Annotated in this window: 22 protein-coding genes; 9 read left to right on the top strand and 13 right to left on the bottom strand. The window is 61.4% G+C overall.

The features are described 5' to 3' along the window. Positions 1 to 151 precede the first annotated feature (151 nt). The 10 genes from trpE to ACLEJR_RS19275 all read right to left on the bottom strand — a co-directional run bounded on the left by trpE (position 152) and on the right by ACLEJR_RS19275 (position 12,650). The gene (trpE, locus tag ACLEJR_RS19320; RefSeq protein ID WP_440796446.1) at positions 152 to 1,633 is read right to left on the bottom strand and encodes an anthranilate synthase component I; all 1,482 of its coding nucleotides are present in this window, start codon (positions 1,631 to 1,633) and stop codon (positions 152 to 154) included. A gap of 70 nt (positions 1,634 to 1,703) precedes the next feature. After that, a complete protein-coding gene (locus ACLEJR_RS19315) occupies positions 1,704 to 2,522 on the bottom strand; it encodes a phosphoglycolate phosphatase (protein ID WP_440815833.1) in 819 nt (272 codons plus the stop codon). Further along, a complete protein-coding gene (rpe, locus tag ACLEJR_RS19310) occupies positions 2,519 to 3,193 on the bottom strand; it encodes a ribulose-phosphate 3-epimerase (protein WP_440796442.1) in 675 nt (224 codons plus the stop codon). The genes ACLEJR_RS19315 and rpe overlap by 4 nt, the downstream gene beginning before the upstream one ends. A gap of 78 nt (positions 3,194 to 3,271) precedes the next feature. Next, on the bottom strand, positions 3,272 to 4,420 hold the full coding sequence (locus ACLEJR_RS19305) for an iron-containing alcohol dehydrogenase (protein ID WP_440796440.1): 1,149 nt from the start codon (positions 4,418 to 4,420) through the stop codon (positions 3,272 to 3,274). Positions 4,421 to 4,625: 205 nt separating this feature from the next. After that, positions 4,626 to 5,450, bottom strand: coding sequence for an ABC transporter permease (locus ACLEJR_RS19300; protein WP_440796438.1), 825 nt, complete (start codon positions 5,448 to 5,450; stop codon positions 4,626 to 4,628). A 12-nt stretch (positions 5,451 to 5,462) separates the two neighbouring features. Next, positions 5,463 to 6,710 carry an ABC transporter permease gene (locus ACLEJR_RS19295; RefSeq protein WP_440815831.1) on the bottom strand — a complete coding sequence of 416 codons (1,248 nt, stop codon included), beginning with the start codon at positions 6,708 to 6,710 and terminating at the stop codon, positions 5,463 to 5,465. A 225-nt stretch (positions 6,711 to 6,935) separates the two neighbouring features. Then, positions 6,936 to 7,979 carry an ABC transporter substrate-binding protein gene (locus tag ACLEJR_RS19290; RefSeq protein WP_042730717.1) on the bottom strand — a complete coding sequence of 348 codons (1,044 nt, stop codon included), beginning with the start codon at positions 7,977 to 7,979 and terminating at the stop codon, positions 6,936 to 6,938. A gap of 49 nt (positions 7,980 to 8,028) precedes the next feature. Further along, positions 8,029 to 9,153, bottom strand: a complete 1,125-nt coding sequence (locus tag ACLEJR_RS19285) for an ABC transporter ATP-binding protein (RefSeq protein ID WP_440815828.1) — start codon at positions 9,151 to 9,153, stop codon at positions 8,029 to 8,031. A 348-nt stretch (positions 9,154 to 9,501) separates the two neighbouring features. Then, entirely contained in the window at positions 9,502 to 10,131 is a 630-nt protein-coding gene (locus ACLEJR_RS19280; RefSeq protein ID WP_440796433.1) for a response regulator, read from the bottom strand. 122 nt (positions 10,132 to 10,253) lie between these two features. Beyond that, positions 10,254 to 12,650, bottom strand: coding sequence for a PAS domain-containing sensor histidine kinase (locus tag ACLEJR_RS19275; protein WP_440815826.1), 2,397 nt, complete (start codon positions 12,648 to 12,650; stop codon positions 10,254 to 10,256). Between the two features lie 75 nt (positions 12,651 to 12,725). Here ACLEJR_RS19275 and ACLEJR_RS19270 point away from each other — a divergent pair, with 75 nt between their 5' ends. Further along, on the top strand, positions 12,726 to 13,721 hold the full coding sequence (locus ACLEJR_RS19270) for an alpha/beta hydrolase family protein (protein ID WP_440815824.1): 996 nt from the start codon (positions 12,726 to 12,728) through the stop codon (positions 13,719 to 13,721). A 162-nt stretch (positions 13,722 to 13,883) separates the two neighbouring features. Here ACLEJR_RS19270 and ACLEJR_RS19265 read toward each other — a convergent pair whose 3' ends face one another. From ACLEJR_RS19265 to ACLEJR_RS19255, 3 genes are read right to left on the bottom strand one after another with little or no spacing between them, the layout of a single operon-like run. After that, positions 13,884 to 14,651, bottom strand: coding sequence for a TerB family tellurite resistance protein (locus tag ACLEJR_RS19265; RefSeq protein ID WP_440815821.1), 768 nt, complete (start codon positions 14,649 to 14,651; stop codon positions 13,884 to 13,886). Position 14,652: 1 nt separating this feature from the next. Beyond that, positions 14,653 to 15,324 (bottom strand): N-acetylmuramate alpha-1-phosphate uridylyltransferase MurU, encoded by a 672-nt coding sequence (gene murU, locus ACLEJR_RS19260; protein WP_440815818.1) that lies wholly within the window; start codon positions 15,322 to 15,324, stop codon positions 14,653 to 14,655. After that, a complete protein-coding gene (locus ACLEJR_RS19255) occupies positions 15,321 to 16,346 on the bottom strand; it encodes an aminoglycoside phosphotransferase family protein (RefSeq protein ID WP_440815816.1) in 1,026 nt (341 codons plus the stop codon). Before ACLEJR_RS19255 ends, murU begins: the two co-directional genes overlap by 4 nt. A 130-nt stretch (positions 16,347 to 16,476) precedes the next feature. Here ACLEJR_RS19255 and ACLEJR_RS19250 point away from each other — a divergent pair, with 130 nt between their 5' ends. From ACLEJR_RS19250 to ACLEJR_RS19215, 8 genes are all read left to right on the top strand, one after another. After that, positions 16,477 to 19,275 (top strand): LPS-assembly protein LptD, encoded by a 2,799-nt coding sequence (locus ACLEJR_RS19250; RefSeq protein ID WP_440815814.1) that lies wholly within the window; start codon positions 16,477 to 16,479, stop codon positions 19,273 to 19,275. Beyond that, positions 19,256 to 20,572 (top strand): peptidylprolyl isomerase SurA, encoded by a 1,317-nt coding sequence (surA, locus tag ACLEJR_RS19245; RefSeq protein ID WP_440796419.1) that lies wholly within the window; start codon positions 19,256 to 19,258, stop codon positions 20,570 to 20,572. The genes ACLEJR_RS19250 and surA overlap by 20 nt, the downstream gene beginning before the upstream one ends. Next, positions 20,569 to 21,558 (top strand): 4-hydroxythreonine-4-phosphate dehydrogenase PdxA, encoded by a 990-nt coding sequence (gene pdxA / locus ACLEJR_RS19240; protein WP_440815811.1) that lies wholly within the window; start codon positions 20,569 to 20,571, stop codon positions 21,556 to 21,558. Before surA ends, pdxA begins: the two co-directional genes overlap by 4 nt. Beyond that, positions 21,555 to 22,373, top strand: coding sequence for a 16S rRNA (adenine(1518)-N(6)/adenine(1519)-N(6))-dimethyltransferase RsmA (gene rsmA, locus ACLEJR_RS19235; RefSeq protein ID WP_440815808.1), 819 nt, complete (start codon positions 21,555 to 21,557; stop codon positions 22,371 to 22,373). Before pdxA ends, rsmA begins: the two co-directional genes overlap by 4 nt. A gap of 110 nt (positions 22,374 to 22,483) precedes the next feature. Then, entirely contained in the window at positions 22,484 to 22,864 is a 381-nt protein-coding gene (gene apaG, locus ACLEJR_RS19230; RefSeq protein ID WP_440796413.1) for a Co2+/Mg2+ efflux protein ApaG, read from the top strand. Next, entirely contained in the window at positions 22,864 to 23,742 is an 879-nt protein-coding gene (locus ACLEJR_RS19225) for a symmetrical bis(5'-nucleosyl)-tetraphosphatase (RefSeq protein ID WP_440815805.1), read from the top strand. The genes apaG and ACLEJR_RS19225 overlap by 1 nt, the downstream gene beginning before the upstream one ends. Positions 23,743 to 23,767: 25 nt before the next feature. Beyond that, positions 23,768 to 24,097 carry a thiosulfate sulfurtransferase GlpE gene (gene glpE, locus ACLEJR_RS19220; RefSeq protein WP_440796409.1) on the top strand — a complete coding sequence of 110 codons (330 nt, stop codon included), beginning with the start codon at positions 23,768 to 23,770 and terminating at the stop codon, positions 24,095 to 24,097. 300 nt (positions 24,098 to 24,397) lie between these two features. Beyond that, positions 24,398 to 26,320, top strand: coding sequence for a PrkA family serine protein kinase (locus ACLEJR_RS19215; protein ID WP_440796407.1), 1,923 nt, complete (start codon positions 24,398 to 24,400; stop codon positions 26,318 to 26,320). Positions 26,321 to 26,414: the final 94 nt, after the last annotated feature.

The raw sequence follows: 26,414 nt of genomic DNA, 5'->3' as shown, positions 1-26,414 counted from the left end.
TTTTGAGCGTCACAAGAACTGTGGCGAGGGAGCTTGCTCCCGCTGGGTCGGTCCGCGTTCGGGCGCAGCACCCACAAAGAGGGGTCTGCTGCGCCCGAACGCGGACCGGCCCAGCGGGAGCAGGCTCCCTCGCCACGGGAACTGAAGGGCTTCAGTCGTTCGATGTCTGCTCGGCCAGCGCCACGGCACGGAACATCGCCCGGCGTTTGTTCAGGGTTTCTTCCCATTCCAAGGCTGGCACCGAGTCGGCGACGATGCCGCCGCCCGCCTGCACGTGCAGCTCACCGTTCTTGATTACCGCTGTGCGGATGGCGATGGCAGTGTCCATATTGCCGTTCCAGGCGAAGTAGCCCACTGCACCGCCATAGACTCCGCGTTTGACCGGCTCAAGCTCGTCGATGATTTCCATTGCGCGGATCTTCGGCGCGCCGGACAACGTGCCCGCCGGAAGGATCGCCCGCAAGGCGTCCATCGCCGTCAGCCCGGCCTTCAACTGGCCGGTGACGTTGGATACGATGTGCATGACGTTGGAATAGCGCTCGATGACCATCTTCTCGGTGAGCCTTACCGAGCCCACTTCCGAGACACGGCCAGTGTCGTTGCGGCCCAGGTCGATCAGCATCAGGTGTTCGGCAATTTCCTTGGCATCCGACAGCAGGTCATCTTCAAGTTCCCGGTCAGCCTCCTCCGTGGCGCCACGAGGGCGGGTGCCTGCAATCGGCCGCACGGTGATCAGGTTGTCTTCGACCCGCACCAGCACTTCCGGCGAGCTGCCCACCACGTGGAAGTCGCCGAAGTTGAAGAAGTACATGTAAGGTGTCGGATTGAAGCAGCGCAGCGCCCGATACAAGTCGATGGGTGCGGCCTTGAAGTCGATGGACATCCGTTGCGACGGCACGACCTGCATGCAATCACCGGCGAGGATGTATTCCTTGATCGTATCCACTGCCCGTTCGTAATCGGCCTGGGTGAAGCTGGAGCGGAACACCGGGTCGGCTGCCGACTGCTTGCTGAAATCCAGGCCGGGGCGCGGCGTGATCGGCTGACGGAGTTTTTCCAGCAATGCCTGCAAGCTTGCCTGGCCCTGCTCGTACGCATCTTCCCGAGATGGATCGGCCAGGACGATGGCGTGCATTTTCCCGGCCAGGTTGTCGAAGACCACCACCGCATCGGACACCATCAGCAGAATGTCCGGCACACCCAGCGGATCCGGGTTAGGACAGGTGCCCAGGCGTTTCTCCACGTAGCGCACGCAGTCGTAGCCGAAGTAGCCTACCAGCCCGCCGTTGAACCGTGGCAGGCCCGGGATGGTCGGCACGTTGTAGCGGGCCTTGAAGGTTTCGACGAACGCCAGCGGGTCTTCCACGTCCAGGCTTTCGATTTCGACGCCGTCATGGGTCACGCTGACATGATGGCCATGAACCCGCAGCACCGTGCGGCACGGCAGGCCGATGATCGAGTACCGGCCCCATTTCTCGCCACCCTGCACCGATTCGAGCAGGTAGGAGTTGGGTCGGTCGGCCAGCTTGAGGTAGATCGACAGCGGCGTGTCGAAGTCGGCCAGGGTTTCGCAGGCCAGGGGGATGCGGTTGTAGCCGGCAGCGGCCAGGCGCAGGAATTCTTCGCGAATCATGGGGTGCCTCGTGGCGTGAGGAGCGGATAGTCAGGTGTGCAAACGCGCCGGATAGCCGGCCAGGATCACGTCAGGCGCGCCAACGCCAGCGGGCCAGGGCCTTGATGACTTTCATCCAGAGTTTGCGGGTGACCACCACGATGGCGTTTCCAGAAGAGGATTGAACAGCGTCGGGCAACGTTATCTCAGCGGCCGGGTCCAGGCAACCGGGAATTAACAGGCGCAAATCGTCGATCACCAGTGCTGGAAGCTCCTCGGCAATCGGTCGACCATGGTTGTAACCGTAACTCAGCGCCACGCATTTGACCCCTGCCGCTTTCGCCGCTTGCACATCGCTGCGCGAGTCACCGACGAACAACGACTGTGAGGCCGGGATGTTGGCCATTTTCATCACGAAGAACAGCGCGGCCGGATCAGGCTTTTTCTGTGGCAAGGTGTCGCCGCCGATGATCCAGCGGAAATAACGGCCGATTTTCATCTGGTCCAGCAGCGGCGCGACGAAGCGCTCCGGCTTGTTGGTGATGAGCGCCATTTCCACGCCTTGCTTGTGCAACCACTTGAGGGCGGAGCGCACGCCGGGATAGACCACGGTCAGCGAGTGATGGCCTTCATAGGCTTCGTTGAATAACTCCAGCGCCCGTTCGGCCTCGGCATCATCGACACCCTCGGCGTCGATGTGGTTGGCCAGGGCCCGGCGCACCAGCATGGGCGCGCCATTGCCGACCCAATGGCGCACCGAGTCGATACCGGCCGGCGGTCGACCGAGCTGCAGCAGCATTTTATCCACCGCAGCCGCGAGGTCCGGGACCGAGTCGACCAGGGTACCGTCGAGATCGAACATCACCAGACGCGGCAGGCTGCCGGGAAACAGCTGCTCGAAACCGCTCATGGGCGTGCCAGGGCCAGTTCAGCACGCATTTTACCGATCACTTCCTGATAATCCGGAGCATTGAAGATTGCCGAGCCAGCCACGAAGGTGTCGGCGCCGGCGGCGGCGATCTCACGGATATTGCCCACGTTCACGCCACCGTCGATCTCCAGGCGGATGTCACGCCCCGAGGCATCGATCAGGGCACGGGCTTCGCGCAGCTTTTCGAGGGTGCCGGGAATGAACTTCTGCCCACCGAAACCGGGGTTGACGCTCATCAGCAGGATCATGTCGACCTTGTCCATCACGTACTTGAGCACGTCCAGGGGCGTAGCCGGATTGAATACCAGGCCAGCCTTGCAGCCACCTTCGCGGATCAACTGCAGCGAGCGGTCGACATGCAACGTGGCTTCCGGATGGAACGTAATGTAGGTGGCGCCGGCCTCGATGAAGTCGCCGACGATACGGTCCACCGGGCTGACCATCAGGTGTGCGTCGATGGGCGCGGTGATGCCGTACTTGCGCAGCGCCGCGCAGACCATCGGACCGATGGTCAGGTTGGGCACGTAGTGGTTGTCCATGACATCGAAGTGAACGATGTCGGCCCCGGCGGCCAGAACGTTGTCCACTTCCTCGCCCAGGCGGGCAAAGTCGGCGGAGAGAATCGACGGAGCAATAGCGAAGGGCTGCATGACGCACCTGTTTTGAGCGAAATCACGATGGCGCGCATTGTATACCGCAAGATTTGGCGCGCCCACCGTGGCCGTCGGTCAATACGCCGCGCGGTAGATTTTCTCGATGTCGTCGGCGCTCAGCTGGCGCGGGTTGTTACGCATCAAGCGCTCGATTCCCGCCGCCTCCAGTGCCATCGAGGGGATGACATCTTCGGTCACTCCCAGGCTGCTCAAGCCCTTGGGAATCTCCACGGCGGCGCACAGCGCAACCATGGCCTGCACGGCTTCGTCGGCGGCTTCGGGATCGCTCAGGTGCGCGGTCTTGAGGCCCATGGCTTCGGCGATATCGCGCATGCGCTCCACACAGGCCAATTTGTTCCATGCCATGACATACGGCAACAGCAAGGCGTTGGCAACGCCGTGGGAGACATGGAACCGGCCGCCCAGTGGATACGCCAGCGCATGCACCGCCCCGACCCCGGCGTTACCGAACGCCATGCCGGCCATCAGGCTGGCAGTGGCCATGTCCTCGCGTGCTTGCAAGTGCGAAGGGTTGGCATAGGCCTTGGGTAACGCACGGGAAATCAGTTTGATGGCGCCGATGGCCAAGGCGTCGGTGATCGGCGAGGCATTGAGTGACAGATAAGACTCGATGGCGTGCACCAGCGCATCAACACCACTGGCGGCGGTCACGCTGCGCGGACAGGTGAGGGTCATCTGTGGACTGACCAGCGCTACATCCGGCAACAGATAATCGCTGACGATGCCCTTTTTCAGCTGCGCGGCCTTGTCGGAGAGAATCGCGACGTTGGTGACTTCCGAGCCGGTGCCCGCCGTGGTGGGGATGGCGATCATCGGCGGGCCTTTGCGCGGCACCTGGTCGACACCGAACATATCCTCCAGCTCGCCGTGATACCCAGCGTAGGCGCCCACGCACTTGGCAATGTCGATGGCACTGCCGCCGCCCAGACCGATCAATCCGTCATGGCCGCCATCGCGGTAGGCCTGCATGCAGTCCTTGACGATGGCGATCTCCGGATCGGGCATGACCCGGTCGAAAATCTCATAATCGCGCCCGCCCAGGTGTTGCAGCGCCAGTTCCACGGTGCCGGATTTCACCAGCGCCGCATCAGTCACGATCAGCGGATTATCGACGTCCAGCCGGGCCAGTTCGTTTGCCAGTTGCTCGATGGCAGCGGCACCGGTAATCAGTTTGTGGGCGATCTTGAATGAGGAAAGACTCATGTGCGCGGCCTCTTGTTCGAGTGTGGGCTGGCACAAGGATAGCTCGGTATTGAGGCTTGTTCCGTCATTCAGCTCATGAATGCCCTGACGCGCCCTGTGGGAGCGAGCCTGCTCGCGATAGCGGTGGCTCAGACGGTATATCTATCGACTGGTACACCGCTATCGCGAGCAGGCTCGCTCCCACAATTGGATCGGAGTCGTGACTTCAGGCCTGCGTGGTACGCAGCTTCTCACTGCGCCCACGCAACCACTCCAGCGTCAGCAACAGAATTACCGAGAATGCAATCAGCAGCGTTGCCGCCGCAGCGATGGTCGGGCTGAGGTTCTCGCGGATGCCACTGAACATCTGTCGTGGCAGGGTGGCTTGTTCGGGGCCGGCGAGGAACAGAGTGACCACGACTTCATCGAACGAGGTCGCGAAGGCAAACAGCGCACCGGAGATCACGCCTGGGGCAATCAGCGGCAGGGTCACCCGACGAAACGTGGTCAATGGCGAAGCCCCGAGGCTGGCGGCGGCCCGGACCAGGTTGTGGTTGAAGCCTTGCAGCGTCGCTGACACCGTGATGATGACGAACGGTACACCCAGCACTGCATGGACCACGATCAGGGAAGCAAAACTGTTGCCCATTCCAAGCGGTGCGAAGAACAGGTAGCTGGCTACGCCGATAATCACCACTGGCACCACCATCGGCGAAATCACCAGCGCCATCACCAGGGCCTTGCCCGGGAAATCGCCACGGGTCAGGCCAATGGCCGCCAGCGTGCCGAAAATCATTGCCAGTACCGTTGCCGCCGGGGCCACGATGATGCTGTTCTTCAGCGCCCGCATCCATTCAGCCGAGGCGAAGAAATCGTGGTACCACTGCAAGGAGAAGCCCTGCAGCGGGTAGACGAGGAAACTGCCGGAGTTGAACGACAGCGGAACGATCACCAGCACCGGCAGGATCAGAAACAGCAGGATCAGCCCGCAGAGTATGCGCAAGCAGTAGAACCACACCCGTTCAACGGGGGACATGTATGGACTTACCATTTCGATCTCTCCTCAGCCCAGGCGCAGGCGACTGGCGCCTACCAGCCAGCTGTAAATCAGATAAAGCACGATGGTTGCCAGCAACAGCAGGCCGCCGAGCGCCGTGGCCATGCCCCAGTTGATACTGGTGTTGGTGTAGAACGCGACGAAGTAGCTGACCATCTGGTCGTTCGGGCTGCCCAGCAGCGCCGGTGTGATGTAGTAGCCGATGGCGAGAATGAATACCAACAGGCAACCGGCGCCCACACCGGCATAGGTCTGCGGGAAATACACCCGCCAGAAACTGGCGAACGGATGGCAGCCCAGGGAAATCGCCGCCCGCATATAGGTCGGCGAGATGCCCTTCATCACGCTGTAGATCGGCAGGATCATGAACGGCAGCAGGATGTGGACCATGGAGATGTAGACGCCAGTGCGGTTGAACACCAGCTCCAGAGGTTTATCGATCACCCCCATCGCCAACAGAGCGCTGTTGATCAGCCCGCCCGATTGCAGCAGCACGATCCACGCGGCCACCCGCACCAGGATCGAAGTCCAGAACGGCAACAGCACCAGAATCATCAGCAGGTTGCTCTGGCGCGACGGCAGGTTCGCCAACAGGTAGGCCAACGGATAGGCCAGCACCAGGCAAATGGCGGTGATCACCAGGCCCATCCAGAACGTGCGAGCGAAAATGTCGAGGTAGATCGCCTGGTCAGGGGTAGCCGTGGCCAGTTCGCCGAGGTCGTCGATGCGATGATCGACAGCCGCCAGCAGGTAATACGGGGTGACGTTACTGGTATTGCGGCGGATCACCTGCCAGTACGCGGGGTCGCCCCAGCGTTCATCGAGGTTCTCCATGGCTTCTTTATAGGACGCCGGTTCGCTGGCAAACGGCAGCGCCCGTGCGGTCTTGGTCAGCAGGCTGCGATAGCCGGCCAGTTCCATGTTCAGGCGTTTGGACAAGTCGCCCAGGGTCTGATTCTTGCGCGCATCGGCCAGGTCTTCACTGGCGGCCTTGTACACCGGTTCGCCAGGCAACCCGCGTCCGTCCCAGGCAACGACCGCGGCCACGGTGCGCGGCATGGCGCTGACCACTTCAGGGTTACTGACACTCTTGAACAACAGCGCCACGATCGGCACCAGGAACACCAGCAACAGGAACAGCACCAGCGGCGCGATCAAGGCCTGGGCCTTCCAGCGGTTGACCCGCTCGGCGCGCTTGAGCCGCTGCTTCAGGGTGGGGCTGGTGCCCGCGTTCAGTGGAACGGCGATGGCCATGGCGAACTCCGCAAATCTTTTATCGTTACAGAGACGGCGTACCGCCTCTGTTATGTTGGAACAGCAACCTGTGCAAGCGAGTCATTGTGGCGAGCGAGCTTGCTCGCGCTGGGCTGCGAAGCGGCCCCAAAATTTTGTCGGCAGTGCCGATTTTGTGAGTGCTGCGCACTCAAGCGGGAGCAAGCTCCCTCGCCACAAAAGCCCGTTCATCCATGGACGCTTTGGTTACTTCGCAGCCCAGGAGTTGAAACGCTGCTCCAGTTGCTCACCGTTGTCAGCCCAGAAGCTGACATCGATCTGCACTTGGTTGGCGATGTTTTCCGGGGTGGTCGGCATGTCTTTCAGGACATCCTTGGCCAGCAGCGGTACGGCTTGGGTATTGGCCGGGCCGTAGGCGATGTTTTCCGAGTAGGTCTTCTGCTGCTGCGGCGCCACCGAGAAGGCGATGAATTTCTTCGCCGCTTCGGCGCGGGTCTTGTCCAGCCCACGCGGGATGGCCCAGGCGTCGAAGTCGTAGATGCCGCCGTTCCACACCACTTTCAGGTTGCTTTCCTTCTGTACCGCAGCGATCCGGCCGTTGTAGGCCGAGCTCATGACCACGTCACCGGAGGCCAGGTATTGCGGTGGTTGTGCACCGGCTTCCCACCACTGGATGTTCGGCTTGAGTTCGTCGAGCTTCTTGAACGCGCGATCCTGGCCGTCCTTGCCGGCCAGTACCTTGTAGACGTCCTTGGGCGCGACACCGTCGGCCATCAGGGCGAATTCCAGGGTGTACTTGGCGCCCTTGCGCAGGCCACGCTTGCCTGGGAATTGCTTGGTGTCCCAGAAGTCCGCCCAACTGGTCGGCGCGGTCTTGAGTTTGTCGGCGTTGTAGGCCAGTACCGTCGACCACACGAAGAAACCTACGCCGCAAGGCTGGATCGCGCCCTTGACGTAGTCCTCGGTCTTGCCGAACAGGGCCGGGTCCAGTTGCTCGAACATGTCTTCGTCACAGCCACGGGACAGCTCCGGGGACTCGACTTCCACCAGGTCCCAGGAAACGCTCTTGGTGTCGACCATGGCCTTGACCTTGGCCATTTCGCCGTTGTACTCGCCTGCCACGATCTTGCCATTGCCGGCCGCTTCCCACGGTGCGTAGAAGGCTTTGACCTGCGCCGCCTTGTTCGCCCCGCCGAAAGACACCACGGTCAGGTCCGGGCCCGCCGCCATTGCGCTTGCCGCACCCATCATGCCCAGGGTCAGGGCTGTGAACTTCAGGGATCTCAACATTTATTGTTCTCTCCACGTGCAGGGTTGGTGTTGGTACAGCAGGGGGCGATCAATTCGCCTCTAGAAGGGGATCGAGCGCACGCACATGCTCGACTTGCCAGCCAAGCGGAACCACGTCCCCGACGGCAAGCTCGGGATCGAGCTCGGCAATCGGCTGTTTCACGAAGAAGTCGTCCTTGCCGCAGACTTCCAGGCGAACCCGGACGTGGTCGCCCAGATAGATGAATTCCGCCACCCTCCCTGAGAAGCGGTTGACACATTGTTCGCTGGCGCCGTTGAGGCTCACCCGCTCCGGACGGATCGACAGGGTCACCGGCTCGCCGGGCCGACCAACGTTGACCGCCAGTGCCTCGACCTTCTCGCCGCGCCCCAACTCCACCAGACAACGGTCACCGGTATGGCTGTGCAGACGGCCGCTGAGGCGATTGTTCTCACCGATGAAGTTGGCAACGAAGGTATTTTTCGGTTCTTCATAGAGCGTACGCGGCGGGGCGATCTGCTGGATTTCGCCCTGGTGGAACACCGCCACGCGGTCGGACATGGTCAAGGCCTCGCCCTGGTCGTGGGTCACGTAGACCACGGTCACGCCGAGACGCTGATGCAGATGCTTGATTTCCATCTGCATGTGCTCACGCAATTGCTTGTCCAGTGCACCCAAGGGTTCGTCCATCAGCACCAGCTGCGGTTCGAACACCAGCGCCCGGGCCAGGGCGACACGTTGCTGCTGGCCACCGGACAGTTGCGCCGGGTAACGCTGGGCGAAGGTGTCGAGCTGAACCATGCTCAGGACGCGCTTGACCCGATCACTCACATCACTCTTGTTCAGGCCACGTACCGTCAACGGGAATGCCAGGTTCTCAGCGACGGTCATGTGCGGGAACAAGGCATAGTTCTGGAACACCATGCCAATGTCGCGCTTGTGCGGCGGCACGTTGTTGATGGCGCGCCCAGCCAGCTGGATCTCACCCGCGGTCGGGGTTTCAAACCCGGCGAGCATCATCAGACTGGTGGTCTTTCCGGAGCCGGAAGGCCCGAGCAAGGTCAGGAACTCGCCTTTGCGAATGTCCAGGTTGAGGTCCTTGACGATCAGGTTTTCGCCGTCGTAGCTCTTCTGCACACCACGAAAGCTGACCAGCACATCACTGGTCCCCGCGCTTGAATCGACCTGGCTCATACCCACACCTTTTGTATTGATGACTGCTTGTGAATCAAGCCTAGTGGAGCCTCGCGCCCGCGCAAATCGGGACGCAAGAGAGAATTGCCTCAGCCGGATGGAAGCGTCGGGGTAGGGATTTCCCTACAGGGATGGCGGGATTGGATAAATGCAGCAGCGAACGTCGAGTGGCGAGCTGAAAGCACGGGGCATAAGCGGGTTATGGGCGTGTCGCAAATGGGTATGTCGACACATTTACCCCTGTGGGAGCGAGCTTGCTCGCGATAGCGGAGTGTCAGCCAACGTCAATATTGAATGTGCCGCCGCCATCGCGAGCAAGCTCGCTCCCACAAGGGAATTGCGTAAGGGTTAGAGCAACTTGTGCTCCATTGCGTATTTCACCAGTTCCGCCAGCGAGGTGATGTTGAGTTTCTGCATCAGCCGCGCCTTGTGGGTGCTGATGGTCTTGCTGCTCAGGGCCAGTTGCTGGGCGATGTCGTTGACGTTGGCGCCATGGGCCAGGCGCTCGAAAACCGAGAATTCGCGCTCCGACAGCAGCGAATGCAGCGGCCGGGTGTCGGTCAGGCCGACTTCGAAGACCATGCGGTCGGCCAGGTCAGGGTCGATGTAGCGCCCACCGGCGGCCACCTTGCGAATCGCCATGAGCAACAAGGCCGGGTCGCTGTCCTTGGTCGCGTAACCGGCCGCGCCGACCTTCAACGCACGCGCCGCCATCTGCGCCTCGTCATGCATCGATAACACCAGGATGGCCGGCGGGTTGTTCAGCGCACGGATCCGCGGGATCGCCTCCAATCCGTTGACACCGGGCATGGAGATGTCCAGCAGCACCACTTCGCAGGGCACCTGCCGCAGGGTTTCGAGCAACTGCTCGCCATTGCTCGCCTCCCCCGCCACTACCAGATCCTTGGCCAGGCCAATCAACTGCTTGATGCCTTCGCGCACGATGGTGTGGTCTTCGGCTACCAATACACGGATCACGTTCTTCTCCAGATTCAGGATCTCATCGCGAGCAGGCTCGCCCCCACAGGGTATTGTGCGTGCGTCAAGCAATGTGGGAGCGAGCCTGCTCGCGATAGAGCCAGCCCAGACACCGTAGAACATCAGACCTCATTCAACGGCACCCGCACTTCCAAGCGGGTCCCCTCCCCCGGCTCACTGTCCAGGGTCAGATGCCCACCCATGATCAACACTCGCTCACGCATACCGACCAGGCCAAAGGAGCTCGGCCGAGCGGTATCTGCGGTGAATCCTACACCGTCATCGCTGACCGTCAGACACAATTCATCGCCTTCCCGGACCAGGGTCAACTCCACGGTGTGGGCCTGGGCATGTCGCATCACATTGGTCAGCGCCTCCTGAAGAATCCGGAACAGGCCAATGGCCTTGGCGTCGCTTAACGGCGGCAGGTTGTCCGGGACCTGCACCAGGCATGGGATCTGGGTGCGCGCTTCGAAGCGCCGGGCCTGCCATTCGATGGCCGAGGCAATGCCCGCATCGAGGATCGGTGGGCGCAACGCCGTCGCCACGTCCCGCACCAGTTGGAAGAGCTGGGCGATCAGGCGTTTCATGCTGTTGAGTCGCTCGTGCAGGCCCGGATCCAGTTGCGCATAGGCCAGTTCGCACATGGACGTCTCAAGCTTCAACACCGTCAGCATCTGCCCCAACTCGTCGTGGACTTCCCGGGCAATGCGCGCCTTTTCTTCTTCTCGCACGCTTTCCAGGTGCGCCGACAATTCCCGCAGTTGCTCCCGGGAGCTGGCCAGTTCCAGTTCGATGCGCTTGCTGTCGGTGATGTCCCAGACGATGCCGTCCCAGACGTAGGCGCCGTCCTCGAGACGCCGGGTGATTGCCTTGATCTCGGCCCAGCGCTCCTGGCCTTCGCGGGTCAGGATGCGGCCCTGCCACGACCAGTCGCTGTCGCTGTCCAGCGCCTGATCCTGGGTGCGGTGGTAGCCGGCCTTGTCTTCGGGATGCACCAGGCTACGCAGTCCGGTGTCGCTGCGCGCCAAGGTCGCAGGGGAATAACCCACCAGGCTTTCACTGCCCTCACTGATATAGGCAAAGTCGATCTGGCCGGTCAACGGCGCCCGCTCGAGGCGAAAGACCAGGCCCGGCACGTTGGCGGCGATGCCCTGCAACCGCGCCTCGCTTTCGCGCAACGCGGCAAGGGCCCGGCGACGTTCGGTCACGTCGTTGAGGTAGACCACCAGGTATTCGGCGTCGCGAAAACGCAGGAAGCTCAAGGACACGTCGGCCGGCAAGATACTGCCATCGGCCCGCACGCATTCGGTTTCGAAGCTTTGCGGACCGTCCTCGCTGGCCCGGGCGCGCTTCCACAGGTTCAGCCAGCGATCCATATGGAGGCCCGGCTCGAAGTCGATCAACGGCCGGTCGATGATCGCGCCCGAGGAGTAGCCGAGCATCGTTTCGGCGGCACGGTTGGCGTAGCGCACATGGCTGTCCCAGTTGACCCAGAGGATGCCGACCGTGCTCTGGTCAATGGAAAATTGCGTCAGGCGCAGGGCTTCCTCGCTGGCGGCGCGTTGGGCAATGTCTTCTCGCGCGGCACGCAGGCGTCGCTCCAGCCCTCGCTGCTGACGACGCTGCCAGAAGACGATCGCCATGCTGCCGAGCAGCAGCGCCAGCATCAATAGCGTCAGGTTCTGCCAGAACCCCGGGCTTTCGCTCAAGCGCGGGTATTTGGGCTTGATCCACCGGTTGTGCAACTGCTCCAGCGACTTGGCCGGAATCGCCCGCAAACCGCTGTCAATAATCTCCGCCAGCTCCGGCCAGTCGCGGCGGGTGGCGACCCGTAGCAGTTGCGGCAAACCTATGTCGCCTACCACCACCAGCTCGGCGAACTCGGGTTCGACCATCAAACGCCCCAACTGCGCCTCGTCGACCACTGCGTAGCGGGCCTGCTGGCTGAGCAACAGTTGCAGGGCCTGGCGTTCCATGGGTACGCCTTGCACATTCAGCATCGGGTAGTTGCTGCGCAAGTAATCGGCCGTGGGACTGGGCATGCGCACCGCGACCCGGGCCTGGGGGTCGAGTTTTTCCAGCTCCACGCCCTCAGCGCTTTTCTGCTCGCCGACGATCAACTGCGGCACCCGCATGTAGGGGTCGGAAAATTGCCAGATCTTGAGCCCACTCGGGGACTGGGTGAGGCCCGGGGCGACATCCACCTCGCCGTCGCGCACCGCCGCTTCCAGCTGCGCCACGTCCTGGAAATTGCGCCAGGTCAGTTCGACATTCAACGCCTTGCCCAGCCACTGCATCAGCTCGACGTTGGTCCCGGACAGCCGCTGCAAGCGCCGGTCATATTGCGCATAGGGCGCCTGCAATACCAGGCCGACCCGCAGTTGCGGATGTTGCGCCAGCCACTGGCGCTGCTGTGCATTGAGTTGGGCTCCGTGCGTGGATGGCGCGGGCGCGGCCCACGTCATCAAGGGAAGCCATAAACAGCCGATAACCCACAGGCAGCAAAAACGCATCATCTAAGTCTCATGCACTGACAAACACTGACCAACCCATTAGGCTGCCGGAAATATTTTCTGGTCATGGAATATCCGATGCCCTCTGTTTACCGCCTGGCATTGCCAGCATTGTGCCTGTCGCTGATCCTGCCGGGTGCGTTTTCTGTACAGGCCGACGAGCCAACACCCGACGCCACAGAACAATCCTCCGAACAAAAGCCCGCCCAACGCCAGCCCTTGCTCGAGCGTAGCCAGGAAGAAGCGAGCGCACTGCAAAGAACGGTCCCGGTCCAGGAGCAACAACAATTGCAGACTGGCAGCGACACGTTCCTGGCTCTCTGGAAACCGGCCAACACCAGCGAACCCAAGGGTGCCGTCATCATAGTTCCCGGCGCCGGCGAAACCGCTGACTGGCCACAAGTGGTCGGCCCGTTGCGTAAAAAGTTGCCCGACATTGAATGGAGCAGCCTGAGTATCACCCTGCCGGACCTGCAAAGCGATGTCATCGCACCGCGCACGGTGGAAGCCCCGCCGGAGGTCAAGCCAGCCGACGCAGCGGCTGCGGCGCCGGACGCCACCACCGCTGCACCTATCGAACAGATCGCCGGGGGCGAGGCCGACGCGGTAGACCCGGTGGTTGCGCAAACCGATGAAGAACACGCCCGGGCGGATGCCGAACGCATCTTCGCACGCATCGATGCGGCACTGGCCTACGCCGAGCAACAGAGTGCCCGCAGCGTCGTACTGCTGGGCCATGGCACCGGCGCCTATTGGGCAGCGCGCTACCTGAATGAAAGGCAGCCCGCGCAAATCGCCCGTTTCGTGATGATCGCCGCCCAGACCCCGGTGACCGCCAAACCCGGGCTGGCAGAATTGACGGCACCCCTGAAAATGCCGACCGCCGATATTTTCTTTACGGACAAACCGTTGGATCGCAACGCGGCGCTGGAGCGCTTGCAGGCGAGTAAACGCTTGAAAGGCTCGACGTTCAGCCAGGTGTCCCTCAAATCGGTGCCTGATTCAGCGGCGCAACAGGAGCAAGTGTTTCGACGGATCCGGGGTTGGTTGAATCCGCAGAATCCAGGGAATTGAGCCTTGCACCGGCTCTTATGCCGGTGCGCACTCCCGTGGCGAGGGAGCTTGCTCCCGCTGGACTGCAAAGCAGTCCTGACTCCATCCGATACGGTCCAGACCGATTGCGACCGCTGCGCAGTCGAGCGGGAGCAAGCTCCCTCGCCACAGGTGAGCGGCTGACTAGCGAAAATCCCGTCGCTCGCGAATCAGCCGATAGGCGTGATGCAACTCCCGGGTTTTCTCCGTGGCTTCGCGCACCTGCAACGGCGTTGCACCGCTGCCGGCGATCTTGTCCGGATGATGGCGACTGAGCAGACGACGGTAAGCCCGCTTGATCTGCGACGGCTCGCTGGTGGCGCTAACCCCCAACAGGCGCAGCGCCTCCTGATAGGTCACGCCGCTGCTGGGCAGCGACAGTTTCTGCGGCCCGTAATCTGCCGCCAGCGCCTGGACCTGTTGCTGCGTCCAGCCCAGCCACTTACCCCAACGGGCAATCAATTCGCGCTCGCTTGTGCCCGCACGCCCATCCGCGTAAACCATCCGCCAACAGGCTCTTAATACACCTTCGGCCGCATGGGGCTGGGTGGCGAGCCGGCGCAGATAACCGCGCAAGCGATCGTTGCCGGACTTGCCCCGGTTGAACGCAGCGATGGCCCGGCGTTGCGCCGGTTCGCTCAGCCCCAACGCACGCATTTCCTGGCGAGCCTGCTGGATGTGGCCATCGACCACCCGACCATCGCTTTTCGCCAGTCGGCCCAGCAACACGAACAACAGCTCATCGTTGCGCAACGCCGGGCGTCCGCCCAGGCGTTCACGCACCTGCGCCCAACTGTGCAGGTTCAGGCGCCGATCTAGCGCCTGCCCTAACAACGCACCGAGCATGGCCCCCGGAATGCTGGCTATGGCAAAGCCCGCACCGGCTCCAATCAGAGTCCCTGGCCACCACATATCAACCGCCCGTTTCTATCAAGGTTTCGACCTGCGCCAAACGTTCATGAGTGCCGACATCGACCCAGTGTCCTTCCAGCCGTTCGCCACTGACGCACCCCTCGGCCATGGCCTTGCGCAGCAGGGGTGCGAGTTTGAATGCGCCATCCGAACAGCCTTCGAACAGCCGCGGGTGAATGACCGAGATGCCGCTGTAGGTCAGTTTGTCGGCAGCTTGCGCGCTATCGTGAACCTTTCCGTCAACCAGGACGAAATCGCCGCCCGGATGATGCTCGGGGTTGTCCACCAGCACCAGGTGCGCCAGCCCGTCGAAGGATCGGTGCAGTGCGCTGAAATCGTAATCGGTCCAGACATCGCCATTGACCACCACAAACGCTTCATCGCCCAACAGCGGCAGGGCCCGGAAGATCCCGCCGCCGGTTTCCAGCGGCTCCCCCTCCGGCGAAAACCGGATATTCACGCCAAAGCGTGAACCGTCCCCGAGGTGATCTTCGATCTGCTGGCCGAGCCAGGCATGGTTGATCACGATCTCGGTGAACCCGGCCCGGGCCAGGGCTCGCAAGTGGTACTCGATCAACGGAACGCCGGCCACGCGGATCAACGGCTTGGGCGTAGCAAGGGTCAGCGGGCGCATGCGTTCGCCCTTGCCGGCCGCCAGGATCATCGCTTTCATGCCGTGGCTCCGCTCGCCTTACGCAGGCTCTGTAGCAGCTCGGCCAACGGTGCCAACTCGGGACGCCGGGCAACAACCGCCTCTATATAAGCAAAGAAGCGCGGTACGTCACCCAAGTACCGCGGCTTGCCATCGCGGTGGCAGATGCGTGCAAAGATCCCGATGACCTTGAGATGACGTTGCACGCCCATCAAGTCGCTGGCCCGCAGGAAATCCTCGAGATCCGGCTGGACCGGTATGCCCAGCGCACCGGCCTGTTGCCAATAATCCTCGAGCCAACCACGCACACGCGCCTCGGGCCAACTGAGGAAGGCGTCCTTGAACAGGCAGGTCACGTCGTAGGTGACGGGCCCATAGACCGCATCCTGGAAATCCAGCACACCGGGATTCGGCACGCTGAGCATCAGATTGCGCGGCATGAAGTCGCGATGCACCAGCACTTTCGGCTGGGCCAGGGCACTGTTGATCAACAGGTCGGACGCCTGTTGCCAGAGTTGCTGCTGGGTCGGATCGAATTCGATCCCCAGCTCGCGCTTGACGTACCACTCGGGAAACAGCTCCAGCTCGCGGCGCAGCAGCGCAACGTCATAGCTGGGCAATGGCGCGACCATCGGCAGTTGCTGGAAAGCGAGCAGCGCTTGCAAGGCATCGCGGAACAAATCGTCGGCATTCTCACCGTCGATGACGTCCAGGTAGGTCTTGCTGCCCAGGTCATTGAGCAAAAGAAACCCGCGATCAAGGTCTTCTGCATAAATTTTCGGCACGTTGATGCCGGATTTCGCCAGCAGAAAAGCGATGTCCACGAAGGGTTTGCAGTTTTCCTGGGGCGGTGGCGCGTCCATCACGATCAGGCTTCGGCCCTCGCCCTCCCAGCGGAAATACCGCCGGAAACTCGCGTCGCTGCTGGCCGCGGTCAATGTGGCCGGGGGTACGGTACCCCATCCTTGTCGAGCGAAAAGGCCCGGCAGTTGTTCATCGAGCCAAACTTTCAGGTGTTGCAGGCGTACATCTTGGTCGGGCATTGCAAGGGTCTCCGACGGCCCTAGCCGTCAAGCGGGTCATGCTTTATTATCCAGCATCTTTTTCAGACCATCGAGAGGCGTGCGGCCCACACCGCGGGCAGATGGCACGCAGGAAGCCCGGACTAATAAGATGGCATTGAAATCCCCCGCGTTTCGTAAAAAATTTCCGTTGTTGGTCACTGGCAGTCTGCTGGCCCTGCAACCCCTGGCCTCTTCATTCGTCGTTGCGGCGCAGCAGTATGACTGCTCTGTCTCCGCTACGGGTGCCTGGGACTGTGCGCCAAAGACGCCCGCCGCAGCCTTGCCGCCGCGCCCGGTGCATGATGGCAGTGCGGTTTCCGCCAGTGGCGAGGCTCCCGCCGAGAGCGGTTCGGGCCAAGAGGCTGGCGAAAAGCCGATGCTCGTCACCGAATCCAAAGGCCGCGGCCTGAAGTCGCGCAGTGCAGACTACAGCCACCTGGATTGGGTTCCGCGCGAGAACCTCACCCCGGCCCAATTGGCTGAAACCGGTCCGTACTGCTCGGGTGCCTACATCGAGCCGACGCGTCCCGGCATGAACGACAAGACCGCGAAAAGCGACGCCCCGACCTTCCTCGGCGCCAAGGCTTCCCGCTACGAGCAGGAGCAACAGGTGGCGACCCTGGCCGGCGATGTGGTCATGCGCCAAGGCAGCATGCAGGTGGAGGCCGACGAGGCCAGCCTGTACCAGGCCGAGAACCGTGGCGAGCTGAGCGGCAACGTGCGGGTTCGCGACAACGGTGCGCTGATCGTTGGCGACCACGCCGATGTGCAGCTGGATACCGGCGAAGCCAAGGTCGACAATGCCGAATACGTGATGCACAAGTCGCGTATCCGCGGTAACGCCCTGTACGCCAAGCGTGCCGAAAACGCGATCATCCGCCTCAAGGACGGCACGTACACCACCTGCGAACCGAACAGCAACGCGTGGACGCTCAAGGGCAACAACATCACCCTGAACCCGGCCACCGGCTTCGGTACCGCGACCAACGTGACATTGCGGGTCAAGGACATTCCGGTCCTGTATACGCCGTACATCTATTTCCCGATCGATGACCGTCGCCAGTCCGGCTTCCTGCCGCCGACCATCGGCAGCGGCAGCGACACCGGCTTCCTGCTCGTCACCCCGTACTACTTCAACCTGGCGCCGAACTACGACGCCACGTTGTATCCGCGCTACATGGCCAAGCGCGGCCTGTTGATGGAAGGCGAATTCCGCTACCTGACCAAGTCCAGCGAAGGTCAGTTCGGCGCTGCGTACCTCAATGACGAGGAAGACGAACGCAGCAAGCAGACCGACTACAGCAAGACCCGCTACATGTACAACTGGCAGCACAGGGGCGGCCTGGATTCGCGCGTGTCGACCGAAGTCGACTACACCAAGATCAGCGACCCCTACTATTTCCAGGATCTGCAGACCGACCAGATCGGCGTCGAATCCAGGGACTTCGTGAACCAGCAGGGCGCGGTCAGCTACCGCGGCGATAACTTCACGGCACGTTTGAACGTTCAGGCCTATCAACTGGCCACCGTGTCCAACATCACCCCGTACGATCGCCTGCCGCAGATCACCTTCAATGGTGCGTTGCCGCAGCATCCGGGTGGGTTGGATATTGCGTACAACACAGAGTTTGTGCGCTTTGATCGGGATTTGAGGATCGGGGATTACACGAACGAGGACGGCACTGCCGATCCATTCCTGGACACAAACGTTCGAGGACTAGCCCGCGCCACCGGCGACCGGATGAACCTGGCTCCCGTCATCAGTCTGCCAATGAACGCAAGCTACGGGTACATCAAGCCATCGCTCAAGTATCAATACACCCAGTATGACCTGGACCTGGATAATCGGGGCAAGGCCGATATCGCGGCTCAAGGCGCCGAAGGCGATCGCCTGAACGGCACCTACAGCCGCAACCAGAGCCGTAGCGTACCAATCGCCAGCATCGACAGTGGCCTGTACTTCGACCGTGATACCCAATGGTTTGGCAAGAATTATCGCCAGACCCTGGAGCCACGCCTGTACTACCTCTATGTGCCGGAGAAAGACCAAAGCGACATCCCGGTCTTCGATACCAGCGAAAGCACCTTCAACTATTCCTCGCTGTTCAGGGACAACCGCTTCACCGGCTCCGACCGTGTCGGCGACGAAAACAAGCTGTCCCTGGGCGTGACCAACCGCTGGATCGAAGAAAACGGCTTCGAACGCCAGCGCATCAGCGTCGGCCAGGCCTTCTACTTCAAGGACCGCGAGGTTCAACTGCCAGGTATCGATTTCAAGACTCGCGAAGATGCGCATTCCAGCGTCTCGCCTTATGCCCTGGAATACGAATACCGCTGGAACCGCGACTGGCGCACCACCGCCGACTACAACTGGGACCCGGACACCCACAGCCCTCGCTCGGGCAGCGCGATGTTCCACTACCAGCCTGAAGACAACCCGAACAAGGTCATCAACGCCGGCTATCGCTATCGCAATGACCTGGTTCGTTACGACCAGACCACCGGACGGTGGCAAGTCGGTGGCGGTGACTACGGCACCCCAGGCACCCCGGGCTACGTGAAGGACTACTACAAGATCAAGCAGCACGACTTCTCGGTCATCTGGCCGATCGTGCCGCAGTGGAACGCCATCAGCCGCTGGCAATATGACTACAACCGCAATCGGACCCTGGAAGCCTTCGGTGGTTTCGAATACGACAATTGCTGCTGGAAACTGCGCCTGATCAACCGTTACTGGGTCGATTACGACGAATTCAGTCAAGACGCTCCGGAAAACGAAAAAGGCGACCACGGCGTCTTCCTCCAAATTGTTCTGAAGGGACTCGGCGGCCTCACTGGCGCCAAAGTAGAGAGCTTCCTCGACAAAGGCATCCAAGGTTATCGTGAACGTGAAGACCAAGCTTTCTGATTGTCTGCGCCCGCTGATGCTGGGCGCGCTGTTCCTGGGGACCGCGGCCAACGCCGCGGTACAGTCCATCGATAAAGTGGTGGCCATCGTCGACAATGATGTGGTCATGCAGAGCCAGCTCGACCAGCGTGTCCATGAAGTGCAGCAAACCATCGCCAAGCGCGGCGGCGGCCTGCCACCACCGGGCGTGCTGGACCAGCAAGTGCTCGAACGCCTGATCGTCGAGAACCTGCAATTGCAGATCGGCGAGCGCTCCGGCATTCGTATCACTGATGAAGAGCTGAACCAGGCCGTCGGTACCATCGCCCAGCGCAACAACATGACCCTGGACCAATTCCGCGCTGCCCTGGCGCGTGACGGTCTCTCCTACGACGATGCCCGCGACCAGATCCGTCGCGAAATGGTCATCAGCCGTGTGCGCCAGCGTCGTGTGGCCGAGCGCATCCAGGTGTCCGAGCAGGAGGTGAAGAACTTCCTCGCATCCGACCTGGGCAAAATGCAGCTTTCCGAAGAACTGCACTTGGCGAACATCCTGATCCCGACCCCGGAAAGCGCTAACTCCGAGGCGATCCAGAGCGCTTATCGCCAGGCAATGGACGTCTACCAGCAGCTCAAGCAAGGTGCCGATTTCGGTCAATTGGCCGTCGCCCGCTCTGCCAGTGAAAACGCCCTGGAAGGCGGCGACATGGGCTGGCGCAAGCCCGCTCAACTGCCTCCTCCGTTCGACCGCGAACTGAGTGCCATGGCGGTAGGCGATATCACCCAGCCAGCGCGTACGCCCGGCGGCTTTATCATTCTCAAGGTCCTGGAAAAACGCGGTGGCGGCACCCAGGTGCGTGACGAAGTGCATGTCCGCCATATCCTGATCAAGCCAAGTGAAATCCGTAGCGAAGCCGAGACCAAGCGCCTGGCGGAAAAACTCTACGACCGCATCGAAGCGGGCGAGGATTTCGCCGAGCTGGCAAAGAGCTTTTCCGAGGATCCGGGTTCAGCCCTCAACGGCGGCGACCTGAACTGGGTCGATCCTAACGCGCTGGTTCCCGAGTTCCGCCAGGTCATGGCCCAGACGCCACAAGGCCAGTTGTCCAAGCCATTCAAGAGCCCTTATGGCTGGCACGTGCTGGAAGTCCTTGGCCGCCGCGCTACCGATAGCACGACCCAGGCGCGTGAACAGCAAGCGATGACCGTATTGCGTAATCGCAAATACGACGAAGAACTGCAAACCTGGCTGCGTCAGATTCGCGACGAAGCCTACGTCGAGATCAAACTTCCTGGTGCAGACCAGGCCGCGCAGTGAAACCCAAGCGCTTTGCGCTGACGCCCGGCGAGCCTGCCGGCATCGGTCCCGACCTGTGCCTGTTGCTCGCCTCGCAACCCCAGCCACATCCCTTGATTGCCATCACCAGCCGCGACCTGCTCATTGAGCGGGCCGCGCAGCTGGGGCTGGTCGTCGATCTGCTGCCGGTGACGCCCGATGCCTGGCCGGACGCTCCGGCGCCCGCCAACAGCCTGTACGTCTGGGATACCCCGCTGGGCGCTCCGGTCGTCACCGGGCAGTTGGACAAGGCTAACGCCGCATTCGTCCTGCAAACCCTGAGCCGTGCCGGCCAGGGCTGTCTGGAGGGTGCGTTCGCCGGCATGATCACCGCGCCGGTACACAAGGGCGTGATCAACGAATCCGGAATCGCCTTTTCCGGGCACACTGAATTCCTCGCGGACCTGACTCACACCGCCCAGGTGGTGATGATGCTCGCCACCCATGGCCTGCGCGTTGCGCTGGTGACCACTCACCTGCCCCTGCGCGACGTCGCCGACGCCATCACCGCAGAGCGCCTGGAGCGGGTCACACGAATCCTGCACGCCGACCTGCAGAATAAGTTCGGCATCGCGCAGCCACGCATCCTGGTATGCGGGCTCAATCCCCATGCCGGTGAAGGCGGACACCTGGGCCGGGAAGAAATCGACATCATAGAACCCACATTGGAGCGCTTGCGCAGCGAGGGCATGGACCTGCGTGGCCCGCTGCCTGCCGACACTCTGTTTACCCCCAAATATCTGGAGCACTGCGACGCGGTGCTGGCGATGTACCACGACCAGGGCCTGCCCGTGCTGAAGTACAAAGGCTTCGGCGCGGCAGTCAACGTGACCCTGGGCCTGCCGATCATCCGCACTTCCGTGGACCATGGCACCGCCCTGGACCTGGCGGGCAGCGGCAAGATCGATACCGGCAGCCTGCAAGTCGCGCTGGAAACCGCCTACCAGATGGCCGAGACCCGTTTATGATTGAGCAATACCAACACCGCGCGCGCAAGCGCTTCGGCCAGAACTTCCTGCATGACGCCGGCGTGATCGACCGCATCCTGCGCTCCATCAATGCCAAGTCCGGCGATCGCATGCTGGAAATCGGTCCGGGCCAGGGCGCCTTGACCGAAGGCCTGCTTGACAGCGGCGCGCAACTGGACGTGGTGGAACTGGACAAGGACCTGGTGCCGATCCTCAACCAGCAGTTTGCCGACAGAAGCAATTTCAACCTGCACCAGGGTGACGCGCTGAAGTTCGATTTCAACAGCCTGGACGCCGCACCGAACAGCCTGCGGGTGGTGGGTAATCTTCCGTACAACATTTCCACGCCGCTGATTTTCCACCTGCTGAGCAATGCCGGGCTGATCCGCGACATGCACTTCATGCTGCAAAAAGAAGTGGTCGAGCGTCTCGCCGCAGGTCCGGGTGGCGGCGATTGGGGCCGCCTGTCGATCATGGTTCAGTACCATTGCCGGGTCGAACACCTGTTCAACGTGGGCCCCGGGGCATTCAACCCGCCGCCCAAGGTCGACTCGGCCATCGTTCGCCTGGTTCCCCATGCCGTCCTCCCGCATCCGGCCAAGGATCATCGCCTGCTGGAGCGCGTGGTGCGCGAAGCCTTCAACCAGCGCCGCAAGACCCTGCGCAATACCTTGAAACTGCTGCTCAGCAGCGCCGAGATCGAAGCCGCCGGCGTCGATGGCGGCCTGCGCCCCGAGCAACTGGACCTGGCGGCCTTCGTACGCCTGGCCGACAAGCTCAGCGAGCAGGCTGCATCGAAAGCCGACGCCAACTGACGAGTGCGCGGCAACGGGTAGGACGCCACGCTGGTCTCCTACCCGATACTTGGCCTAGACTGATGCCATCAGCCACGCCTGCGTCCCGCTTCGTTTTTAAGGCCTTTTGCATGTCCGATCCTCGCTACCAGGTCGACGTCAGCGTCACCACCCGTTATCTGACAGAACAATCCCAACCCGAGCACAACCGTTTCGCTTTCGCCTACCACATCACCGTGCGCAATAACGGCTCCTTGCCCGCCAGGCTGCTGTCGCGGCATTGGGTCATCACCGACGGTGACGGGCATGTCGAAGAAGTTCGCGGCGAAGGTGTCGTCGGCCAGCAACCGCTGATCGAGGCCGGCCAAAGCCACAGCTATAGCAGCGGCACCGTGATGACCACCCAGGTCGGCACGATGCAGGGCACCTACCAGATGCTGGCCGAGGACGGCAAACGCTTCGATGCCGTCATCAAGCCCTTTCGCCTGGCGGTGCCCGGGGCGCTGCACTGATGGCCACGTATGCAGTCGGCGACCTGCAGGGCTGTCTCGACCCGCTCAAGTGCCTGCTGGAACGAGTCGCCTTCGACCCGCAGCAGGACACACTGTGGCTGGTGGGGGACCTGGTCAACCGAGGTCCGCAATCGCTCGAGACACTGCGTTTTCTCTACAGCATCCGCCAGTCGCTGGTGTGCGTGCTTGGCAACCATGACCTGCACTTGCTGGCGGCCTGGCGGAACATCGAACGACTGAAAAAATCCGATACGCTGGCTGAAATACTGGCGGCCCCGGATTGCGTCGAGCTGCTGGAATGGCTTCGCCAGCAGAAACTCATGCATTACGACGAGCAGCGCAACCTGGCGATGGTCCACGCCGGCATTCCACCCCAATGGTCATTGCGCAAGGCTCTCAAGTGTGCGGCCGAGGTCGAACAGGCACTACGCGACGACAGCCTGTTCGGGCCCTACCTGGATGGCATGTACGGCAACGAACCGGTCAAGTGGGACAATGACCTCACCGGCGCTGCCCGCCTTCGGGTCATTACCAACTACTTCACCCGCATGCGTTTCTGCACCCGCGACGGCAAGCTCGATCTCAAGGGCAAGGAAGGCATCGAGACTGCGCCTCCCGGTTATGCCCCGTGGTTCAGGCACAAGGAGCGCAAGACCCGTAGCCTCAGGATCATTTTCGGCCACTGGGCGGCGCTTGAAGGCCAATCCGATGAACCTGGGGTATTTGCCCTCGACACCGGCTGTGTATGGGGTAGCGCCATGACGCTGATGAACGTCGACAGCGGCGAGCTACTGCGTTGCGATTGCGACGAACAGGGCCACCCCAAACCCCACCATCCCTTGACCACCGCATCATCGTCGGCCGGTACTGCCATCTGACCGGTGTTGGCTACAGGAGTCCCACATGTCCGAATTCAAACGCATTCCCCCCCAGCAGGCCCAGGTCCTGCGTGAGCAAGGCGCAGTCGTCGTCGATGTCCGCGACCCGGCGACTTTCGCTGCGCTGCACATCAGCGGTTCCAAGCACCTGGATAGCCACTCCATCGCCGATTTCATCCGGGCCGCCGACCTCGACGCTCCCGTCGTGGTGGTCTGCTATCACGGCAATTCCAGCCAGAGCGCAGCCGCCTATCTGATCAGCCAGGGCTTCACTGATGTCTACAGCATGGACGGCGGTTTCGAGCTATGGCGCACGACTTACCCGGACGAAACAGCACAAGGTACATCGGAATAATTTTTTCATGTCGTTCAAGCCCGCGTGTACCGTGGGCTAGAGCGGCAGCAGACGAACGGTCTGCCACAACTAATTACGTATTCCACCTTTACCTCTCGGATTCCGAACTATCCTTAGCCTCAGGCCATCCAAAACAGGGGAGAGCCGGTACACCGGCGCGCGGGTCATCGGGAGTCAGCTTTCAGGAACCTGTAATCCTGGGAGTATTCTGGGGGGTAAACGGCAACTGGGTTCCCAGCGGCTGTCCAGCATCGACTGATTGATCCGACACCGGCTCCACGTATCGAGCGAGGTGACGTCATGAGTATTTTTAGCCACTTCCAGCAACGTTTCGAGTCCACGCGGCAGGAGGAATACTCGCTGCAGGAATACCTCGAACTCTGCAAGCAGGACCGCGGTGCCTATGTATCGGCCGCGGAGCGTCTGTTGCTGGCAATCGGAGAACCGGAACTGCTGGATACCTCGACCAACTCGAGGCTCTCGCGGATCTTTTCCAACAAGGTGATTCGCCGCTATCCGGCCTTTGCCGACTTCCATGGGATGGAAGAGTGCATCGAACAGATCGTGTCCTATTTCCGCCATGCCGCCCAAGGCCTGGAAGAGAAGAAGCAGATCCTTTATCTGCTTGGCCCGGTTGGTGGCGGTAAATCATCCCTGGCCGAGAAGCTCAAGCAACTGATCGAGAAAGTGCCCTTCTACGCCATCAAGGGCTCACCGGTTTTCGAATCGCCCCTGGGGTTGTTCAACGCCACTGAAGACGGCGCGATCCTCGAGGAGGATTTCGGCATTCCACGGCGCTATCTCAATACCATCATGTCGCCATGGGCCACCAAGCGCCTGGCCGAGTTCGGGGGAGACATCAGCCAGTTCCGGGTGGTCAAGCTCTACCCATCGATCCTCAACCAGATCGCAGTCGCCAAGACCGAGCCCGGTGACGAAAACAACCAGGATATCTCGGCACTGGTGGGCAAGGTCGATATCCGCAAGCTCGAAGAATTCCCGCAGAACGATGCCGACGCCTACAGCTACTCGGGGGCGCTGTGCCGGGCCAACCAGGGCCTGATGGAATTCGTCGAAATGTTCAAGGCGCCCATCAAGGTATTGCACCCTCTGCTGACGGCCACCCAGGAAGGCAACTACAACAGTACCGAGGGCCTGGGGGCTATCCCTTTCACCGGCATCCTGCTGGCCCACTCCAACGAATCGGAATGGCACACCTTCCGTAACAACAAGAACAACGAAGCGTTCATCGACCGGATCTACATCGTGAAGGTGCCGTACTGCCTGCGGGTCAGCGATGAGGTGAAGATCTACGACAAGCTGCTGTTCAACAGCTCGCTGTCCAAAGCCCATTGCGCGCCAGACACCCTGAAGATGCTCGCCCAATTCACCGTACTGTCGCGCCTCAAGGAGCCGGAAAACTCCAACATCTATTCGAAAATGCGCGTGTACGACGGGGAAAACCTCAAGGACACCGATCCGAAGGCCAAATCGATTCAGGAATACCGCGATAACGCCGGGGTCGATGAGGGGATGAACGGTCTGTCGACTCGTTTTGCGTTCAAGATCCTGTCCAAGGTCTTCAACTTCGATCCACACGAAATTGCCGCCAACCCGGTCCACCTCCTGTATGTGCTGGAGCAGCAGATCGAGCAGGAACAGTTCCAGGCGGAAACCCGTGAGCGCTACCTGCGCTTCCTCAAGGAATACCTGGCGCCGCGCTATATCGAATTCATCGGCAAGGAGATCCAGACGGCATACCTGGAGTCCTACAGCGAATACGGTCAGAACATTTTCGACCGCTACGTGCTGTACGCGGACTTCTGGATCCAGGACCAGGAATACCGCGACCCGGAAACCGGAGAAATCCTCAACCGCGTCGCCCTCAACGAAGAGCTGGAGAAAATCGAGAAGCCGGCCGGTATCAGCAATCCGAAGGATTTCCGCAACGAGATCGTCAACTTCGTGCTGCGCGCCCGGGCCAACAACAACGGCAAGAACCCCACCTGGCTCAGTTATGAAAAGCTGCGTGTGGTCATCGAGAAGAAAATGTTCTCCAACACCGAAGACCTGTTGCCAGTTATCAGCTTCAACGCCAAGGCCAGCAAGGAGGACCAGCAAAAACACAACGACTTCGTTACACGCATGGTCGAACGTGGCTACACCGACAAACAGGTACGGCTGCTCTCCGAGTGGTACTTGCGGGTCCGCAAATCGCAGTAAAACAGCTGCAAGCCACAAGCTACAAGCTGCAAGGAAAAGCGCGTCAGCCCTGGCAACCGGGTAACCGCTTCTACTTGAAGCTTGTAGCTCATCA

It is taken from the genome of Pseudomonas sp. SMN5 (genome assembly GCF_052041925.1).
GTDB lineage: Bacteria > Pseudomonadota > Gammaproteobacteria > Pseudomonadales > Pseudomonadaceae > Aquipseudomonas.
The sequence above is the reverse complement of the archived record's forward strand: the minus strand, read 5'-3'. Positions and strand labels throughout refer to the sequence as shown.

Excerpts from the sequence above, each read along its gene's own strand:
- trpE (WP_440796446.1), bottom strand. The coding sequence starts at position 1,633 with ATGATTCGCGAAGAATTCCTGCGCCTGGCCGCTGCCGGCTACAACCGC.
- ACLEJR_RS19315 (WP_440815833.1), bottom strand. The coding sequence starts at position 2,522 with ATGAGCGGTTTCGAGCAGCTGTTTCCCGGCAGCCTGCCGCGTCTGGTG.
- rpe (WP_440796442.1), bottom strand. The coding sequence starts at position 3,193 with ATGCAGCCCTTCGCTATTGCTCCGTCGATTCTCTCCGCCGACTTTGCC.
- ACLEJR_RS19305 (WP_440796440.1), bottom strand. The coding sequence starts at position 4,420 with ATGAGTCTTTCCTCATTCAAGATCGCCCACAAACTGATTACCGGTGCC.
- ACLEJR_RS19300 (WP_440796438.1), bottom strand. The coding sequence starts at position 5,450 with ATGGTAAGTCCATACATGTCCCCCGTTGAACGGGTGTGGTTCTACTGC.
- ACLEJR_RS19295 (WP_440815831.1), bottom strand. The coding sequence starts at position 6,710 with ATGGCCATCGCCGTTCCACTGAACGCGGGCACCAGCCCCACCCTGAAG.
- ACLEJR_RS19290 (WP_042730717.1), bottom strand. The coding sequence starts at position 7,979 with ATGTTGAGATCCCTGAAGTTCACAGCCCTGACCCTGGGCATGATGGGT.
- ACLEJR_RS19285 (WP_440815828.1), bottom strand. The coding sequence starts at position 9,153 with ATGAGCCAGGTCGATTCAAGCGCGGGGACCAGTGATGTGCTGGTCAGC.
- ACLEJR_RS19275 (WP_440815826.1), bottom strand. The coding sequence starts at position 12,650 with ATGATGCGTTTTTGCTGCCTGTGGGTTATCGGCTGTTTATGGCTTCCC.
- ACLEJR_RS19270 (WP_440815824.1), top strand. The coding sequence starts at position 12,726 with ATGCCCTCTGTTTACCGCCTGGCATTGCCAGCATTGTGCCTGTCGCTG.
- ACLEJR_RS19265 (WP_440815821.1), bottom strand. The coding sequence starts at position 14,651 with ATGTGGTGGCCAGGGACTCTGATTGGAGCCGGTGCGGGCTTTGCCATA.
- murU (WP_440815818.1), bottom strand. The coding sequence starts at position 15,324 with ATGAAAGCGATGATCCTGGCGGCCGGCAAGGGCGAACGCATGCGCCCG.
- ACLEJR_RS19255 (WP_440815816.1), bottom strand. The coding sequence starts at position 16,346 with ATGCCCGACCAAGATGTACGCCTGCAACACCTGAAAGTTTGGCTCGAT.
- ACLEJR_RS19250 (WP_440815814.1), top strand. The coding sequence starts at position 16,477 with ATGGCATTGAAATCCCCCGCGTTTCGTAAAAAATTTCCGTTGTTGGTC.
- rsmA (WP_440815808.1), top strand. The coding sequence starts at position 21,555 with ATGATTGAGCAATACCAACACCGCGCGCGCAAGCGCTTCGGCCAGAAC.
- apaG (WP_440796413.1), top strand. The coding sequence starts at position 22,484 with ATGTCCGATCCTCGCTACCAGGTCGACGTCAGCGTCACCACCCGTTAT.
- ACLEJR_RS19225 (WP_440815805.1), top strand. The coding sequence starts at position 22,864 with ATGGCCACGTATGCAGTCGGCGACCTGCAGGGCTGTCTCGACCCGCTC.
- glpE (WP_440796409.1), top strand. The coding sequence starts at position 23,768 with ATGTCCGAATTCAAACGCATTCCCCCCCAGCAGGCCCAGGTCCTGCGT.
- ACLEJR_RS19215 (WP_440796407.1), top strand. The coding sequence starts at position 24,398 with ATGAGTATTTTTAGCCACTTCCAGCAACGTTTCGAGTCCACGCGGCAG.